17 protein-coding genes and 3 pseudogenes are annotated in these 15,861 nt (G+C 59.6%); 7 read left to right on the forward strand and 13 right to left on the reverse strand.

The annotated features are described in order from the left end of the window. The first annotated feature begins 161 nt into the window (after nt 1-161). Nucleotides 162-824 carry a TetR/AcrR family transcriptional regulator gene (locus QD357_RS22670; RefSeq protein ID WP_414125128.1) on the forward strand — a complete coding sequence of 221 codons (663 nt, stop codon included), beginning with the start codon at nt 162-164 and terminating at the stop codon, nt 822-824. Between the two features lie 27 nt (nt 825-851). Continuing rightward, nucleotides 852-1,715, forward strand: a complete 864-nt coding sequence (locus tag QD357_RS22675) for a class I SAM-dependent methyltransferase (RefSeq protein ID WP_107106648.1) — start codon at nt 852-854, stop codon at nt 1,713-1,715. Nucleotides 1,716-1,842: 127 nt separating this feature from the next. Here the strand turns inward: QD357_RS22675 and QD357_RS22680 are convergent. Then, nucleotides 1,843-2,457 (reverse strand): annotated as a pseudogene (locus QD357_RS22680) (recombinase family protein); the annotation flags it as partial. Further along, the gene (locus tag QD357_RS22685) at nt 2,435-3,103 is read right to left on the reverse strand and encodes a LysE family translocator (protein WP_414125086.1); all 669 of its coding nucleotides are present in this window, start codon (nt 3,101-3,103) and stop codon (nt 2,435-2,437) included. The pseudogene QD357_RS22680 and the gene QD357_RS22685, both read right to left, overlap by 23 nt. On the opposite strand from QD357_RS22685, the gene QD357_RS22690 reads away from it, so the two are divergent. Further along, entirely contained in the window at nt 3,085-3,582 is a 498-nt protein-coding gene (locus QD357_RS22690) for an Lrp/AsnC family transcriptional regulator (protein ID WP_107106650.1), read from the forward strand. The genes QD357_RS22685 and QD357_RS22690 overlap by 19 nt on opposite strands. A gap of 101 nt (nt 3,583-3,683) precedes the next feature. Here QD357_RS22690 and QD357_RS22695 read toward each other — a convergent pair. The 4 genes and pseudogenes from QD357_RS22695 to QD357_RS22710 all read right to left on the reverse strand — a co-directional run bounded on the left by QD357_RS22695 (nt 3,684) and on the right by QD357_RS22710 (nt 6,319). Continuing rightward, a pseudogene (locus tag QD357_RS22695) lies at nt 3,684-4,855 on the reverse strand (tyrosine-type recombinase/integrase). Further along, a complete protein-coding gene (locus tag QD357_RS22700; protein WP_414125087.1) occupies nt 4,852-5,259 on the reverse strand; it encodes a type II toxin-antitoxin system VapC family toxin in 408 nt (135 codons plus the stop codon). Before QD357_RS22700 ends, QD357_RS22695 begins: the two are co-directional and overlap by 4 nt. After that, entirely contained in the window at nt 5,256-5,513 is a 258-nt protein-coding gene (locus QD357_RS22705) for a type II toxin-antitoxin system VapB family antitoxin (RefSeq protein ID WP_414125088.1), read from the reverse strand. Before QD357_RS22705 ends, QD357_RS22700 begins: the two co-directional genes overlap by 4 nt. A 281-nt stretch (nt 5,514-5,794) precedes the next feature. Continuing rightward, entirely contained in the window at nt 5,795-6,319 is a 525-nt protein-coding gene (locus QD357_RS22710; protein ID WP_107106652.1) for a DUF6428 family protein, read from the reverse strand. A 42-nt stretch (nt 6,320-6,361) separates the two neighbouring features. Between QD357_RS22710 and QD357_RS22715 the strand changes: the two genes are divergently transcribed. The 4 genes and pseudogenes from QD357_RS22715 to QD357_RS22730 form a co-directional block, all read left to right on the forward strand. Further along, nucleotides 6,362-6,718, forward strand: coding sequence for an ArsR/SmtB family transcription factor (locus QD357_RS22715; protein WP_414125089.1), 357 nt, complete (start codon nt 6,362-6,364; stop codon nt 6,716-6,718). Then, on the forward strand, nt 6,715-7,245 hold the full coding sequence (locus QD357_RS22720) for an arsenate reductase ArsC (protein ID WP_414125090.1): 531 nt from the start codon (nt 6,715-6,717) through the stop codon (nt 7,243-7,245). The genes QD357_RS22715 and QD357_RS22720 overlap by 4 nt, the downstream gene beginning before the upstream one ends. Then, nucleotides 7,245-7,940, forward strand: a complete 696-nt coding sequence (locus QD357_RS22725; RefSeq protein WP_414125091.1) for an aquaporin — start codon at nt 7,245-7,247, stop codon at nt 7,938-7,940. Before QD357_RS22720 ends, QD357_RS22725 begins: the two co-directional genes overlap by 1 nt. After that, nucleotides 7,937-8,017, forward strand: a pseudogene (locus tag QD357_RS22730) (arsenate reductase (glutaredoxin)); the annotation flags it as partial. The gene QD357_RS22725 and the pseudogene QD357_RS22730, both read left to right, overlap by 4 nt. Nucleotides 8,018-8,070: 53 nt before the next feature. Here QD357_RS22730 and QD357_RS22735 read toward each other — a convergent pair. From QD357_RS22735 to QD357_RS22765, 7 genes are all read right to left on the reverse strand, one after another. Then, nucleotides 8,071-8,475, reverse strand: coding sequence for a type II toxin-antitoxin system VapC family toxin (locus QD357_RS22735; RefSeq protein WP_414125092.1), 405 nt, complete (start codon nt 8,473-8,475; stop codon nt 8,071-8,073). Further along, nucleotides 8,472-8,744: an antitoxin gene (locus QD357_RS22740; protein WP_107106664.1), complete on the reverse strand. Its 273-nt coding sequence runs from the start codon at nt 8,742-8,744 to the stop codon at nt 8,472-8,474. Before QD357_RS22740 ends, QD357_RS22735 begins: the two co-directional genes overlap by 4 nt. Nucleotides 8,745-9,037: 293 nt before the next feature. After that, the gene (locus QD357_RS22745; protein ID WP_414125093.1) at nt 9,038-10,105 is read right to left on the reverse strand and encodes a GSU2403 family nucleotidyltransferase fold protein; all 1,068 of its coding nucleotides are present in this window, start codon (nt 10,103-10,105) and stop codon (nt 9,038-9,040) included. 327 nt (nt 10,106-10,432) lie between these two features. Continuing rightward, entirely contained in the window at nt 10,433-11,599 is a 1,167-nt protein-coding gene (locus QD357_RS22750) for a site-specific integrase (protein WP_414125094.1), read from the reverse strand. Continuing rightward, nucleotides 11,589-12,008 carry a type II toxin-antitoxin system VapC family toxin gene (locus tag QD357_RS22755; protein WP_414125095.1) on the reverse strand — a complete coding sequence of 140 codons (420 nt, stop codon included), beginning with the start codon at nt 12,006-12,008 and terminating at the stop codon, nt 11,589-11,591. The genes QD357_RS22750 and QD357_RS22755 overlap by 11 nt, the downstream gene beginning before the upstream one ends. Beyond that, on the reverse strand, nt 12,008-12,250 hold the full coding sequence (locus tag QD357_RS22760; RefSeq protein WP_107106665.1) for a type II toxin-antitoxin system Phd/YefM family antitoxin: 243 nt from the start codon (nt 12,248-12,250) through the stop codon (nt 12,008-12,010). Before QD357_RS22760 ends, QD357_RS22755 begins: the two co-directional genes overlap by 1 nt. A gap of 143 nt (nt 12,251-12,393) precedes the next feature. Beyond that, nucleotides 12,394-15,804, reverse strand: a complete 3,411-nt coding sequence (locus tag QD357_RS22765) for an SNF2-related protein (RefSeq protein WP_414125096.1) — start codon at nt 15,802-15,804, stop codon at nt 12,394-12,396. Between the last annotated feature and the right edge of the window lie 57 nt (nt 15,805-15,861).

A 15,861-nucleotide genomic window follows, 5' to 3' on the forward strand; every position in this document is an offset into this window, starting at 1 on the left:
GCAGAATCTGGCGCGCAATGTCGCCCAGCGATGCGCATTCGAAATCGCTGGGTGGCCAAGGGAAACCTGATTTGGCGGACACGATAAAATCCACTCTTGGAATTTATGAAACTACGTAGTATCGTAATTCAAGAATAACGATACTGTCAAGGACTGGAATTATCGTGCCCGAAGAAAACATCCGCGCACGGCGCGGCCGGCCCGCCAATGAGGCGCTTGGCCAAACCATAGTCGACGCAGCGGGCGAACTCTTTGCGGAATTGGGTTTCCAAGCGACGACATTGGACAAGGTCGCCCAGCGGGCGAAGATATCCAAGCTCAGCATCTACCGACACTTCGAGAATAAGGAGGCACTGTTTGGCGCGTCGTTTGCGGCCCGCTGCCAGCAGTTGATACCACAAGCCCTTTTTGAAGGCGTCGACGGTTCGGCCGAAGATCAGCTCATGGCGGTGGGATCATCACTGCTTCGCACGCTGTTGCGCCCGGACGTGCGCAGTGTCGAAGCCATGGTCATGGCCGACGTCACGAGTCAAAAGTCATTAAGCAAGCTCCATTACGAAGCCGGCCCCGCCCATATCATCGCCCAAATCGAGGCCCTGTTGCGTCAGTTGCACGCGAAGGCGGTTCTGAACGTGCCCGATCCTCTCCGGTCCGCCCGCTTGTTTGCCGCGCTTTTCAAGGGATCCGATCTCCTGATTATCGCACGCTTCGATGAGGCGAGAGCAGGGGACAGAGACGAGATCGAATCCTATTGCCGGTCGGCCGTCGCGATGTTCATCGCCGCGCACGGTGGCAGCGACCACGCGGGCGGACAACCTGGTTAAGAACGGATCAGAACAAGGGGATATGGTATGGCAGAGAACAATGTTTATCAGGTCTCGGACTGGAATGGCCAAAGCGGGGAGCGCTGGGTCGCTCACCAGGCCCGGCTCGATGCCATGATGGCGGTGTTCGGCCAGGCCGCGATCGAAGCCGCCGCGCCCGCCACGGGCGAACGCGTGCTGGACATCGGCTGCGGCGCGGGGGCGTCTAGTCTGGAAATGGCCGCCCGCGTCGGCGCAGGGGGCCATGTGCTGGGCGTGGACGTATCCGAACCGCTGATCGGCAGAGCGCGCGCGCTAGCGCCGCAGGATACGCCAGTCCTGTTCCAGGTGGCCGACGCCAGCAGCGCCGAGCTGCCCGACGGGGCGTTCGACATCCTGTTCTCCCGTTTCGGGGTGATGTTCTTCGACGATCCGACAGGGGCGTTCGCTCATATGCGCCGTGCGCTCAAGCCAGGCGGGCGCGTCGCTTTCGTCTGCTGGCGCGGCATGGCCGAGAACGATTGGGTGCGCCTGCCGATGGGCGCGATCAAGGGCATCGTCCCGCCGACGGCGCCGCCCGATCCCGAAGCGCCCGGCCCATTCTCGTTCGGCGACTCGGGGCGGGTAGCGCGTATCCTGACGGCGGCCGGCTTCACCGATATCGCTATCGCGCCATTCGACGCCTCCATCCCTTTTGGTAAAGGGGAGACGCGGGACGTAGCGCTCGCCGACGCCGTGAAGATGACACTCGAAGTCGGCCCGCTGGCGCGCGCGCTCGTTGATCAACCCGACGACATCCGGGCCCGCGCCTCGGCCGCGGTTCGTGCCGCCTTCGCGGACCGCGCCGGCGAGCGATCGGTGATGATCGACGGCGCGGCGTGGATCGTCACCGCGCGCAATCCGGCAAGCTGACACGACTTTGCCGCTGCGGACCGCCTCTGCCAACGCTACAGATCGTCGACAGTCAAGCTTGAAGACAACGCCGGCGAACAGCCGCAGGAAAAGAACCGCGCGATCAGTCGGTTGATGAATCGTGCCCTCAGCGGCGGATAAGGCCAAACCGGTGGGCTTCGTCCAGCAGGTCCCGGACGGAGGAGGGTTGCCATCTTTTGCCCCCTCGCACAGGCCGTTCTCCCATCTTGTCCAGTTGAGAGGCAATGTCGCGAAGCGACAGATCGGGATCGGCAATGGCGATCGCCGCCGCCAGCTTCATCAGATGATCTTCGGGAGCGCGGCGAGGGGACCGGGCCAGGAGTTCTTTCTCAGCGAGCTTTTCGCGGACCAAGCGGTGAACCGCGCGTCGGAGTCGCTCAACGGTCCAGTCGTGGCCGCGGCGGTTAAGGACGCGGACGACATTGTCCCAGCTATGCTGCGGTCGCAACTGCCGCACGGTCGGAAGCCACGTTTGTGCCGACGAAATCAATTCATCGAGATAGAGTTTCTCGCGTGCTTGCGACACCGCCTTGATCGCTTCCGGTCGGCGCTCGCGCAGACCGGGATTGCCGGGAAGCTTGCCTCTGGCTTTCGCAGCCTTAATGCCAGCTTTGGTTCGCTCGGCGATCAGAGCGCGCTCGAGCTGGGCGACGGCGCCAAGCACCTGCAGGGAGAACATGCCCTGCGGCGTCGAGGTGTCAATCGGATCGCGCAGCGAGCGGATTGCCTAATAAGATCGGGACAGTCGATGCGACGAGAAGAAACGCGACCGAAAGATTGAAGATGCGCGCATAAGTCGGCCGGGTAAGCACGTTGCGGAGCAGGCGGCCGGCAGCCGCCCAGACGGCAACGCTGGGGATGGCCACAAGAGCCAGCAAAGCCGCAGCGATCGAGATGTTCAGCAGATAGTCGCTGCTGGGAATGTAGGTTGCAGCAGCGCTCACCGTGATTGCCCACGCCTTTGGATTGACCCACTGAAACGCGACCGCACCCCAAAAGCCGATAGGCGAACTCTCCGTGCTTTCAACAATTGGGCCGCTGCGCGCGATCTTCCAAGCAAACGACATGAGATAAAACGAACCTCCGATCCGCAAGATCTCGTGCGTGACCGGATAGGCCTCGAATAACGTACCCAGGCCGAGGCCGATTGCCAACATTTGCAAGGCGACGCCAGCAGCAATGCCGCCTATGAGCGGAAACGACCCAGCTAGACCAACACGAACGCCAGAAGCCAGAGCCATTGCGTTGTTGGGTCCCGGCGTAACTGTCATGAGAAAGGCGAAGATGAGGAATGGGGCGAGAATTACTGGATCGGTCATACGCGCAATGTTAGGAAGGTTTTTGCAGAATGTCGGTGCAAATTTCATCAGCGGAGCCGGAAAGATTGCAACAAAAGCCTGTATTTGATCGTATTGACCGTCATATATTGCGCGAGCTATCTGTCGACGCACGCCAGCCGAATGTACGTTTGGCTGAGCGCGTCGGCTTGTCTCCGTCGGCATGTTTACGTCGCGTTCAAGAACTGGAGCGTGCCGGCGTCATTACGGGTTACCGCGCCTCTATTAACCGAGCGCGAATGGGGGCCGGATTCCTCGCCTATGTTACGGTGGGTCTCTCGGATCACACCAAAAAGAGCCAAGACGCATTCGAGGAGGCGATGTCACAGGCTGATGAAGTCGTTGAATGCCATAACGTGACAGGCACAATAGAATACTTGTTGCGTATCGAAGTTGCCGACATTGCCACTTACAAGGCGTTCCATACAGGCGTTTTAGGCACGCTGCCGCAGGTCACGGCGATTACCAGCTTCATCGTTCTGGGCTCTCCGAAAGATCAAAGACGGTGAGATACTCTGTCTTTATCGGGCGCGTCAGCCGCCCTGTGTCAGGTGCTGATGCCGCGACAGCCAAGCTTGTGACCGGAGAACCAGACGGCAGACTTCTAGGACTAGGTGACAAGCCGCGCCGCACGGCCGTTTTTCCGTTCCGCATTGTTGTAGTAGCCGCCTGCGTCACCGACTTGTGCAGCGACTGCTGCACGGCTTCCTGAAGCGGGATGCCGCGGTCGGCTGCTGCGGTCAGATAGCCGGATCTCAGCCCATGCGCAGAAAACGCCTCCGGATCCAAGCCGGCCTGCTTGCAACGGCTTTTGAGGATGAGGTTGACCGACTGCGGCGTCAGGGGGCGCCTATCGACGTTGCCCCATTGGTCGATGCGCCGAAAGAGCGGTCCGGTATCGATCTTGGCCTGTGCCAGCAATTGCTTCACGGCTTCGACCGGACGGCCGATGAGAATGGCATGCGCCTTCTCTTCAGCTGTCGTCGTCTTGGTGCGGCCGAGATTGATGGTCAGACACGGCAGGAGAGGGGAGGCCGAATCTCTCGGATCGGCATGGACCGGTTCCTCGTCGACCAAATCCTCGATGCGAAGGCCGGCAATTTCGGAGCGTCGGCGGCCTCCGGAGGCGAAGGCGGTCAGCAACAGCGCGCGATCACGAATATCAACCAGCCGATCGCTGGCGCAGGTGGCGATTAATTCTGCTAGGATATCGCCGGCGACCGCTTTCTTGCTTTTCCGTTGCCTTGGTCGTGCATTTGCCCGAACGGCGAGCCTGAGAGCAGATTTTAAAGACGGAGCGGTGAAAGATCCCGTCAGGCCGCGCCAACGGGTCAGGATCGACCAGGAGGTCAGGCGCCGGCGCACCGTATCGGGCGCGCGCGGGCCGTCGGTACGCAGCAGCCCCTGAAGACGCATTCCCGCTTCGACGTCCAGCGGCATGCCGTGGCTTGGATCCTCGGCCCGTTCGACCGGATCCCAAAGATGGTGGGCGACGAATTTCAACAGCAGGCTTTCGGGCGCCGGCCAGGGCAGGGGGGTGCCTGTCGACAGTTCGCACCAGGCCTCGAGATAGCCGAGATCGGAGGCGAGCGCCCTAAGCGCGTAGGCGCCCATGCCTTCCCTGGCCAGATGTTTGAGGGTGGCGACATCCTCGTCTGTCAGCAATGTTGCGAGCTGATCCCGACGGGCAAATGGAAGGATGGCATCGAGCGCATCCAATTCTTCGGCGCGTTGCAGCACCGGATCGGCAGCGGAGGGGAGGGGGATTGCTTTGCGTGTCATTGGGCTGCTGATGCAGGATGACGCATTATATCTGTCCGTCCGAAATCATTTCCCTTGAAGAGGAGAGGGACCTTGGCGACGCTTGCAACCGCATAGGAAAAGCAATCCCCCATGTTCAACCCCGCCGGATGGCGGCCTTTGCCATACCTGTCGAGCGCCTGCTCGGCTGCACGGTAATGTTTTGCATCAAAGGCGACGGCGGTGATGTTTGGCACCTCCGAAAAACGGGCGACGATATCACCGGGGTTGGAAAATCGCTTGGCGGTCAGCACCGTCCGGGTTTCAAACAAAGTTGGCCAGCCAATGGCGATCACCGGTTCCTGCCGCAACACTATCTTGAATGTTTCAGCTTCCGGCTCATCGAGCATGATCGCAACAAGAACCGAGGTATCGAGAGCGATCATTTCGGCAAGCCATTCTCGTCATAGAGATGGTCGTGAGCCGAAGTGGTGCCGGGTGGCACGGTGCGCCGCCCTTCGGCGGCGAGCTCCCAGATGGCATCAAGCGGATGCGCCTTGTTCTGCTGCCGCAGTTCGACATCGTAGCGCTCAAGTGCCTTTTCAACGAGTTTGTTGACCGGCATGCCGGTGCGGCGGGCGAGCGCATGCGCTAGTTCTTTTGCCTTGGCGCTGCGGACAGAGAGTTGTGGTTCGGACATTGGTTTTCCTTGATCGAATTTTCGCCAAATATAGCGATTTTGAGCGAAGACGGCAATAAAGCGCCATTAGATGGCTCACTATCGATACCGCGTATCAACGTTTGGCGGAGCAGATATTGGCCACCCAGGATTGGAAGACGATTTCCGATGCGAAGGGGCGCCTGCGCAACAGACAGCTTGGCCGCCTCATGAACCAGGCGCTCAAGCGCAAACACCACCGAAGCGACACCCATCGCCCGGTCCCACCGACAAATGGCTTGAACTCTGGACAATGAGTACAATCAGCCGCAGCACTTGCTTTCTACGGCTGGGCCACAGCAAGCGGCCGCCGCCTTGCGGTTTTCTTCTGCCAGCCAGCGATTACGCGGCTTGCAGCTCGCGGCCCGCGGCGTCAGCTCAACATGGACCTGGCCCGCACGAAGGCTGGGATAGGCTGCCTGATAGAGCTGCATCGGCTGTACGCCGTCGCTCACCTCAAAGGTCAGCTTTGCCGACCCGTCCAGTTTCACGTGCTCCGAGACTTTGCGGATGATCGCCGCGAATTTGCCGGCCGGCATATGGGTGCGGTCGCCTTCCTCGATGTCCCACAGCTGCACGAAGATCTCCGTCCAGCTTTCCGGGTTGGCGCTGCAGTCGAGCGCATCAAACTTTCCGGCTTTGACCTCAGTGACATGATAGCCAGCCTTCACCAACTTGCCATCATAGTGGAAGACGAGGGGAATATTCTTGGCGTGCGCCAGCGTTTCGAGAAGCAGGCCGAGGCTGATGTCGGCGTTTTGAATTTTCGAGTTGTCGATCGCGTTCATTTGCGGTAATCCTCGTTTCAATGATTCAAGGATTATTGAAATATGGATCAACGGCAAGTCCTCGCTGTCTTTTCCGCTCTCTCGCAGGAAACCCGGCTGCAGATCGTCCGCCTGCTCGTCGTCACCGGTCCGGACGGCATGGCGGCCGGAGCTCTGGCCGAGAGGCTTGAGGTTTCGCCCTCGAACATCTCCTTCCATCTGAAGGAGCTTGAGCATTCCGGACTTGTCGATGCTGAGCGCCAGTCTCGCTCGATCATCTACACCGCGAACTACGAAGCGCTTGGTGGGTTTATCCGCTTCCTGATGGAAGACTGCTGCTCCGGGCACCCGGAGATTTGCGCGCCGGCCGTGGAGGTTGCGGCCTGCTGCGCCCCTAAAATGGAGGAGAAACGGCAATGACCACGGACCGCGTCTACAACGTCCTCTTTCTTTGCACGGGCAATTCTGCCCGCTCGATCCTGGCGGAATCCATCCTGAATGCCGAGGGAAAGGGTCGCTTCAATGCATATTCGGCCGGCAGCCAGCCGAAGGGTGAAGTCAATCCCTTCGCGCTGAAGGAGCTCGAAACTCTGGGTTACCCGTCAAACGGCTTTCGTTCGAAAAGCTGGGACGAGTTTGCCGAACCAGGCGCTCCGCACATGGACTTCATCTTCACGGTTTGCGACAGCGCCGCCGGCGAGGCCTGCCCGGTCTGGATCGGCCATCCGATGAGCGCCCATTGGGGCATCGAGGATCCCTCAGCCGTCGAAGGCGGTGACATCGAGAAAAGCCGCGCTTTTGCGCAGGCCGCCCGCTTCCTCAAGAACAGGATCATGTCCTTCATCAGCCTGCCGCTCGCCTCGATCGACAAGCTTGCGCTTGAAACGCACCTGCGCCAGATCGGCGCCATGGAAGGTGCCAGCATCAAACAGCCGAAGGCGAACTGATGGGTGGGTTCGATCTGCCGCGGCGGTTGGTTGCCGAAGGGCTTGGGACCGCGATGCTGGTCGCGACCGTCGTCGGATCGGGCATCATGGCAACATCGCTGACGCAGGACGTTGGCTTGGCATTGCTCGGCAATACACTGGCAACCGGCGCGATCCTGGTGGTCCTGATCACCGTCCTCGGACCGATCTCGGGAGCCCACTTCAATCCGGCGGTCTCGCTGATCTTTGCAATCTCTAGCACACTGGCACGCGGCGATCTTGCTGGATATGTAATGGCGCAGGTCGTGGGCGGCGTGGTTGGCACGATCGCGGCTCACCTGATGTTCGGCCTGCCGGTTATCGAACTGTCGGCCAAGGTTCGCACCGGTAGCGCGCAATGGTTCTCCGAAGGTGTCGCGACGTTCGGGCTGGTGGCGGTGATCCTCGCCGGCATCAAATTCGAGCAGAAGGCAGTGCCGTGGCTGGTCGGGCTCTACATCACCGCCGCCTACTGGTTCACCGCCTCGACGTCATTCGCCAATCCGGCTGTTGCCTTGGCCCGATCGCTGACAAACACCTTCTCAGGCATTCGGCCGATCGATCTGCCGGGCTTCTGGGTGGCGGAGGTTGCCGGAGCGGTTGTTGCACTCATGCTGTTCACCTGGCTCCTGCAGCCGTCCACTTCATCGACAATCTCATCGGAGCCGAAGCTATGAACGTTACCATCTACCACAATCCGGATTGCGGCACGTCACGCAACACATTGGCGATGATCCGTAATGCCGGAATTCAGTCTTGAGGTTAGATGCAAAACGACAATTGCATCGGCGCTCATGATGCTTGCCACTATCTCTCAAGCCAGTTTTCGAGTTTCAGGGCATGAATGCGTTGGAACTCACGAGTGTTGTCCGTAACAAGCGTCAGATCCAGTGCACTGGCATGCGCGGCGATCAACAGATCGTTGTGGCCGATGCTCTGACCGGTAGCCTCCAATTCTGCACGAATGCTGCCGTATTTGATGTCTGCCGGCATGTCTAGCGGGAGAACGGGAATCGTTTCGAGCACGCTTTCGACTTTGGCCGATAGTTTTGCCGATCCTTTCTTTGCGCAGCCATACCGCAGTTCAGCCGCGACAACTATGCTCGTGCAAATCTCTTTGGGATCGATCTCTTCGATGCGACGCGCTGCCGGTCCGAACGGGTTGCGTATGAGGTCGCTGATGATGTTCGTATCGAGCAAATATCCGCTCAAAAGATGTTCTCCGGCTTGACGGGCATATCCTCAATATCCGGGAACTGGTCCTCAGGTCCGAGGGCATCTTCGTTCTTCCATTCGGCAATGAGCTCAATGATATTCGCGGGCCGGGCTACAGGCTCGATGATGAGCTTGTTTCCCTCACGGTGAATCATCACGCGATCCCCCGGCAGCTCAAATTCCGCAGGGATGCGTACCGCCTGGCTGCGATTATTGCGGAAAAGTTTTACTTCCTTCGGTCGAGATGAGGGCAATGAGATAGGCATCAAGGTGACCTCCTTTGTATATGCCATAATGTATATGCCATGGCGCATCGATTCAACTGCGATTTCGGGCGGATTGCTGAATTCGCATTCGTCCCTTTGAAAAGGTGAGGGCGGCAGATTTCCAAATCCAGAAGATACGCATAAACGATCGTTTGTGAGTGTCTCTAGCGCGGTCTCTCGGGCATTTAAATCGGTCGAATCCCTGGCAATGGGACTCTTTTTATCGGAAAAATTCGTTGTCAAAGAAGCCTTGTTCAATTCGATATGAGGGGCTTATCGGAACCTCAGCCAGATCAAGCTCTTCCCAAATCTTCAACCTGCACGCCGAGTGCCTTTGCCAGGGCGTTCCTGCCGCTATCAGGCAGTCTTGTAAGGCTGCTGGTGATCCCTTCCTGCCATGAAGGTCCTCTTTCCCATGCCTCTTCATAGGCATCGGCCAGCACGTCACCTTGGCGCGTCTCTACAAGGGCTTCAAAGAGCAACGCGGCCTGCGATCGATCTTTGTCCGCCTTGGCACGCCCAAGTGCATCTGTAAGCCGTCTCGAGGCCACGATAAGCTTATGGACGGCATACCGCTCGGGCGCTGGTACGAGGACGTTCACGCCATCACGATGAAGAAGCACCGTGCGGACAGGTTCGTAGATCAGGTAATCGAGAAACCGCAGGTTTTCTGCCGACGCGCCACCGAGGGCGGGCATGGGTGACGGTTTGCCTGTATGTTCGTCCGATCCCCGGTTTCCCGTCAGGAACTCCACCCGGTAGCCTTTGCCGTTCACGAACGCGACGACCTTCGCCTGGTCCGATCGATGCGGGACTGCTCGGAAGCCGGGATCGATCGACTGGAGGATTTTGAGCACGGGTGGCAAGCTGTCGCCGACCTCGGCCGAGATCGCAAAATCCTGCGCGAAATCGGCATCGCCTGTCTGCATTGCCGACGACGGCAGCCGAACGCCGAGAAGGCCCGCATAGGTGCCGAATGCCACTGATCCGATCAAGACAGCCCGCAGTCGGAACAATCCCGCGTCCGCAAGAGCCTTCGTGATGTCGCCCGCGAACGGATCTGGACCGGGGAGGCCGGCACGACGCAACGAGCTAACCATGCGTCGGCGCTCCTTGATGTTGTCCTTGATCTCCTTATGGGCGTTCACCCGCGCCGTGATCTCTTCGTCGCTGTGTGGACCGACATAGCTTCGCTTGTCGCCATTTGGAGTAGGGAGATCGAAATACCAGTAGTCGCGGCCCTTGACAGGAACTGTGACGAAACGGCCCTCCAGAGGAAAGTCCGCGTGGAACTGTGCGTCGAGCGACCGCTGCGCTAGCTCGGCAAACATCGTGCGATAGACCAGGTCGATCTCTTTCATTGTTGCGTCGCGTCTTTCCTGAGCGCTGCGGGCGCTAGCTCGGCCGTCGCCCTCTTTGGGGACGGTCCTTTCCTAAGAAGGTGCGTCCGGTCACCGGAGACACCACTAGTTATAATTTTTCTGCAAAAACATTATAACTCTCTTGCGACGTGTCAATGACTGAGCCGGTTATAATGTTTTCGCGAAAACATTATAACTGCGTCGGAACCCCTGCGCTCGCAAGGGCCGCCGGTCGAAAGAGAATGGATCCGCTTTCCAATATCGGACAGATCGCGCCCTTTATCGTGATACCAACTTGTTCAGCCCACGGGCGGATGTCTACCCTCGTCAAGTCACGAGCCGCGCGGCCCGGCCATTCTTTCGCTCGGCGTTGTTGTAATAGCTCGCCGCCTGCGTTACCGACTTGTGCAGGGATTGCTGCATGGCCTCCTGCAGGGATACGCCGCGGTTGGCCGCTTCGGTCAGATAGCCCGATCTTAGCCCGTGCGCCGAAAACGCCTCCGGATCCAGACCTGCCTGCCTGCATCGGCTTTTCAGGATCAGATTGACCGACTGCGGCGTCAGCGCTCGCCGGTCGACATTGCCCCACTGGTCGATGCGCCGAAAGACCGGGCCGCTCTCGATCCTGGCGACCTCAATCCAATGCTTCAGCGCCTCGACCGGCCGACCGATCAAAATAACATGGGCCATGTCGTCGGCGCTTGTTGTCTTGGTGCGGCCGAGGTTGATGGTGAGGCAGGGAAGAAGAGGGGAGGCGGGATTTTTCGGATCGGCATGCACCGGCTCTTCGTCGACCAAATCCTCTATGCGCAGGTTGGCGACTTCGGAGCGCCGGCGGCCACCGGAGGCGAAGGCGGTCAGCAGCAAGGCGCGGTCGCGCAGATCGACGAGGCGCTCGCCGTTACAGGTGGCCAGCAGCTTTGTCAGGATATTACCAGTCACCGCCATTTTGCTTTTACGCTGTCGTGGCCGGCCGCTCGATTTTACTGCGAGCCGCAAGGCCGTCTTCAGCGAAGGCGCGGAGAACGCCCCCGTCAGGCCGCGCCAACGCGTCAGGATCGACCAAGAGGTCAGGCGACGCCGCACGGTATCGGGCGCATGCGGACCGTCGACGCGCAGCAGCCCTTGGGCGCGCAAGCCCGCCTCGACCTCCACCGGCATGCCGTGGCTCGGATCCGCGGCGCGTTCGACGGGATCCCAGAGATGATGCGCGACGAATTTCAAAAGCAGGCTTTCGGGTGCTGGCCAGGGGAGCGGAGCACCGGTCGAAAGCTCGCACCAGGCCTCGAGGTAGCCGAGATCGGAGGCGAGTGCCCTGAGCGTGTTGGCGCCCATCCCTTCCTTGGCCAAGTGCTTCAGGGTGGCGACGTCTTCGTCGGTCAGAAGTTCAGCGAGTTGGTCGCGCCGGTCGAAGGGCAGGATCGCATCGAGCGCATCGAGTTCTTCGGCACGCTTTAGAATTTCATGGCGTGAAAGCGGCAGCTCAGTGTTCATGTTCGAGTGGCCCAACGACGGTGACACCTTCACCGCGGGCGGCGGCGGCCATCTTTCGGTCGCCGGTTGCCAGAGGTAATCCCTGGGTTCTGGCAAGCGCGACATAACTCGCGTCGTATGCGGTCAGTGCGTAACGCGCCGCCAGTTCCAGCACCAGGCCATCTCCGCCGGAGCCAGCGTCCTCGAGCGGCAGCCCTCGCAGCTGTGTCATCAGCAGCAGTGGTTCGCCCTGCTTCAACCGGCCGCGTCGCTCGGCCACCAGAAACAGATTGCGGGTCTCAAACCAGAACAGTGCCGGCACAAGACCGACCGTCGAGCGGATCTCCGACATCAGCCGATCGGCGGCGTCGTGTTGTTCGTCGGGCAGAAACCAGGCGGCGGCGACAGAGGCATCGAGAACGAAGGCCATCAGTATCGCCGGCCTTCATCGCGCCATTCGCGGATTTCGTCCTGCGTGGTGACGGCGCGGCCGGCGCGCTGGGCCTTGATCTCGGAGATCAAGGCATCGACGTCGTTGTCGCGGCGGATGCGGGAGAGGCGGGCGACAGGTGTATTTCCGCGCGAAATAATCACCTCTTCACCGGCTTCGACTTTCGCCAGCAGCTCGGACAGATGGGTTTTGGCCTCGGCGACCTTTACGGTAACGGTCATGACGGGTGCTCCAGGTTTGTCTCTCTCGTCGAGCAGAGGGTGGATGGCATCGTTTTTCGACATTCTGCGCGACTATAGGGCGCTTTCCTCAAGTTGGTCAAGGCCTAACCATATCACTATCGATACCTGCAACTTATCGGTGGTCACCCGAGCAGCAACTCGAACTCCGCCTCCGTCATGGAGAGGGTGGGTTGGCCGTCATGGTCGAACAAACTGGCAGCCAGTGCCCGCTTTTTGTCTTTCAGAACATCCATCTTTTCCTCGATCGTGTCGGTGACAATCAGCCGGTAGACAAACACCGGCTTATCCTGGCCGATCCGGTGGGCGCGGTCGACGGCTTGCTCTTCCACAGCGGGGTTCCACCAGGGATCATAAAGAATGACAGTATCTGCTGCCGTAAGGTTCAACCCGACGCCGCCGGCCTTGAGACTGATGAGGAAGACCGGCAGATCGCCCTGCTGAAACGACCTCACCTCGATTGCCCGGTCGACGGTATCACCGGTCAGCAAAGCATATGGGATGCCTGTGTCGTGGAGCCGAGACCGGATCAGCTCGATCATGGAGGTGAATTGCGAAAACACGATCACCTTGCGACCCTCATCGACAAGACTGCCAAGCAGCTCCATCAGCCGATCGAGCTTGGCGGAGCCGGGAGGCGCCGAGGCATTCTTTTTCGTTCCCGTCAGTTTCAGCAAGCGTGGATCGCAGCACGCTTGGCGTAGTTTCAAAAGAGCGTCTAAAATGATGATGTGGCTGCGAGCGAGCCCTTTCTCGGCAATGGCAGCTTGTACTTTTGTATGCATGGCCAGACGAATGGATTCGTAGATTGTCCGCTGACCGGCCGAAAGCTCAATTTTCTCTGTGATCACGGTTTTTGGCGGCAAATCGGTAGCGACCTCATCCTTGGTCCGGCGTAGCAAGAACGGCTTGATGCGCCCCGCCAGAAGCCGCGCGCGCGTTGTGTCGCCCTTTTTCTCGATCGGTGTCCGCCAGTTTCGGGTAAAGCTCTTCAAATCCCCCAAAAACCCTGGCGCGATAAAATGAAACAACGACCATACCTCGCCCAGGTGATTTTCCAGCGGCGTTCCGGTCAGGCAGAAGCGATGCGATGATTTGAGCCCGTGCACCAGTTTCGTCGTCGCAGCGTTGGCGTTCTTGATGACCTGCGCCTCATCGAGGAAGATCATGTGCCAGTTGCGGTCCGCCAAGATAACCTGATCGCGTGCCAGCAAAGGATAGGTGGTCAGCACCAGATCGACGTTATCGAGGTTTTGGAAATGCTGCTTGCGGTCGGACCCATGCAGAACGAGGACGGAGAGATCAGGTGCAAACCTTTCTGCTTCCGTCGCCCAGTTGGCCACGAGGCTAGTTGGGGCGATGACGAGAACGGGACGTGATAGTCTCCCGGCCGCTTTCTCGATGGCGATCAAGCCGAGCGCTTGCACCGTTTTGCCAAGACCCATGTCGTCGGCCAGGATGCCACCGAGCCCGGCCTCATTGAGAAACGCCAGCCATGCCAAACCCCTCGCCTGATAGGGTCGCAATGTCGCGCCAAACCAGGGAGGCAAGTCGACATCGGGAATGCTGCCATGATTGCGCAGCTTCTGCCCCAATGCGCGCACCCCATCGCCACCCTGCCAAGCGACGCCGGCGCCTGCCGCGGCTTCCAGATCGGCGAGGCTTGCGGCATCGAGTGATGACAGCCGAAGTCGTCCATCTGCTCCGAGCCCACCGGTCAGACTGAAGAGATCGAACAGCGTCCTGATAACGGGCAGAATGCCTCCGAGCGGAACAGCCAGCACCTGGCCGTCTTGCAATGGCAGGAATAGCGGCTCATCCTCCTCCAGCAGATCCAACGTCTCAGGATCAATCATCGACAGCAGTCGTGTCAGTGGACCAACCAGGTCCAGCCGTTCACCAGCGACCATCACGCCGAGGTCGAGCTCAAACCAGTCGACCCCGGATCCTGGGCTGAGGCGGGCTTCGAAGGCACCATCTCCGCGTAGCAGCCGGTGCGGAAAATCCGCTGCAATCTCGAGTTGCCAACCCTGTCGCTCCAAGGCGGGGATCTCGTCATAAAGTGCGTCGTACCAACCGCCTTCGCCCTCAGTTGGAAGAAAATCCCGAACGTTGGCGGCAGGAATACCACCCCGTACTTTTTGCGCGGCCAAGAAATTGGCCAAGCGCAATTGGTTCAGCGCCGCTTTTTCTGCCCTGGTGCTGCGATGGACTTCGACGGGCGAAACGCCATCCATAAGCAAGACAATGGCTTCCGTCGCGCTTGCCGCTACCTCCCAGCTGCCATAGCGAAACGCGACGCGGGCGATGCCGACGGCTTCGGTTTGACCATAGGGATAAATACCAGGACGGTAGGGGAGGGGCATCTGGACAGTCATCAACCGCAGCACAGGTTGGAACGGCCCCTTGACGATCTGGGCCTCTGTCAGCTGCGGCGGTGCTGCCTTTGCCAATCTCGCCCCGGATGCGCGTAAGTGCGAAGCGACAAGAGGAAGCTGGGCTGCCGAAATATCCGGACCATCCAGCATCTCGTATACCACCATGGGCGCAAGATCTGTCTCAATGCGGCCAACGACACCGGCTGTTGCGTCGACATAGACGGGCGGCATGGCATTGAGAAGCAGAAGATTTTCCGCCCGGGACGGATCCTCAAGCTGCAAAGCGGCACGCAGCGATCCGCCCTGTCCTGAGACCCAGTGAACGTGGCCGGCGATCGCCTCTCCCCATGACAGCTCGACGCCGTCGATCGTCAACCAGCGGGCACGGCCAGTGGCGAGGATCTGCTCGAGAACCTCCGCACCGCGCTCTGTCGCCAGCGCGTAGTCATTGCCATACATCGCCGAGCGCGGGATAGAGGTGAGCACCAGTAAGATCTTCCGGTCGGTGTCCCGCAGGAATTTCGCTTCGGAACGGCTGTGCCAATTGTCTAGGCTATAAGCGCTCGACGTTGCCGACATCGTTCCATCTCTCAGCACCCGCCCCGATCGGATCTCCAATCGTAGCCGAAGCATCGATGCTCGGGCCCGCTCCGGCGAAAGAACGTAGATCAATCGTTGTGGAAGATTTTCAGCGCCGTGCTGGCTCCGGGCATCGGCCTGCCGCAAGCGGTTGAGCCAATCGGCGACGGGACTGGACAGTGACAGCGGAGCATGGACCGGGGTGCCCGGTGCAGCCGCAGTGCGGGATGAAGCCGAGATACCCGATGCCGTAGCTGGCCTGGTTGCCATCTGTGTCGGGAACCGTACCTGCCTTGGAACCGATACCAGTCCATGCACCAGGCTTGCCGCGACATGTTTGCAATTGAAGGCTACGGGACAGGAGCAATCCCCTTCGATATCCACCCGGCCTTTGCGGTTTGTGTCGATGGAAATGCTCAGACGATACGGTTTGCGGTCGGATCCATGCACTTGCGCCATAATCCCGTCATCCCCGTCCCACTGAAATGCAATGACGCGCCCTTGGCGTTGATAGGCTTTACCTGCCGAAAATGCGTTGGCACCAACGGCACGAACAATGTCGTTCTCAGAATAATTCATATTGCCGTTGTCACTTGAACTGCGGGTATTGAGTTATGATGCAATATTGACCGTGAA

This window comes from Rhizobium sp. BR 317 (assembly GCF_047445835.1).
GTDB classification, from domain to species: Bacteria; Pseudomonadota; Alphaproteobacteria; order Rhizobiales; family Rhizobiaceae; genus Rhizobium; species Rhizobium paranaense.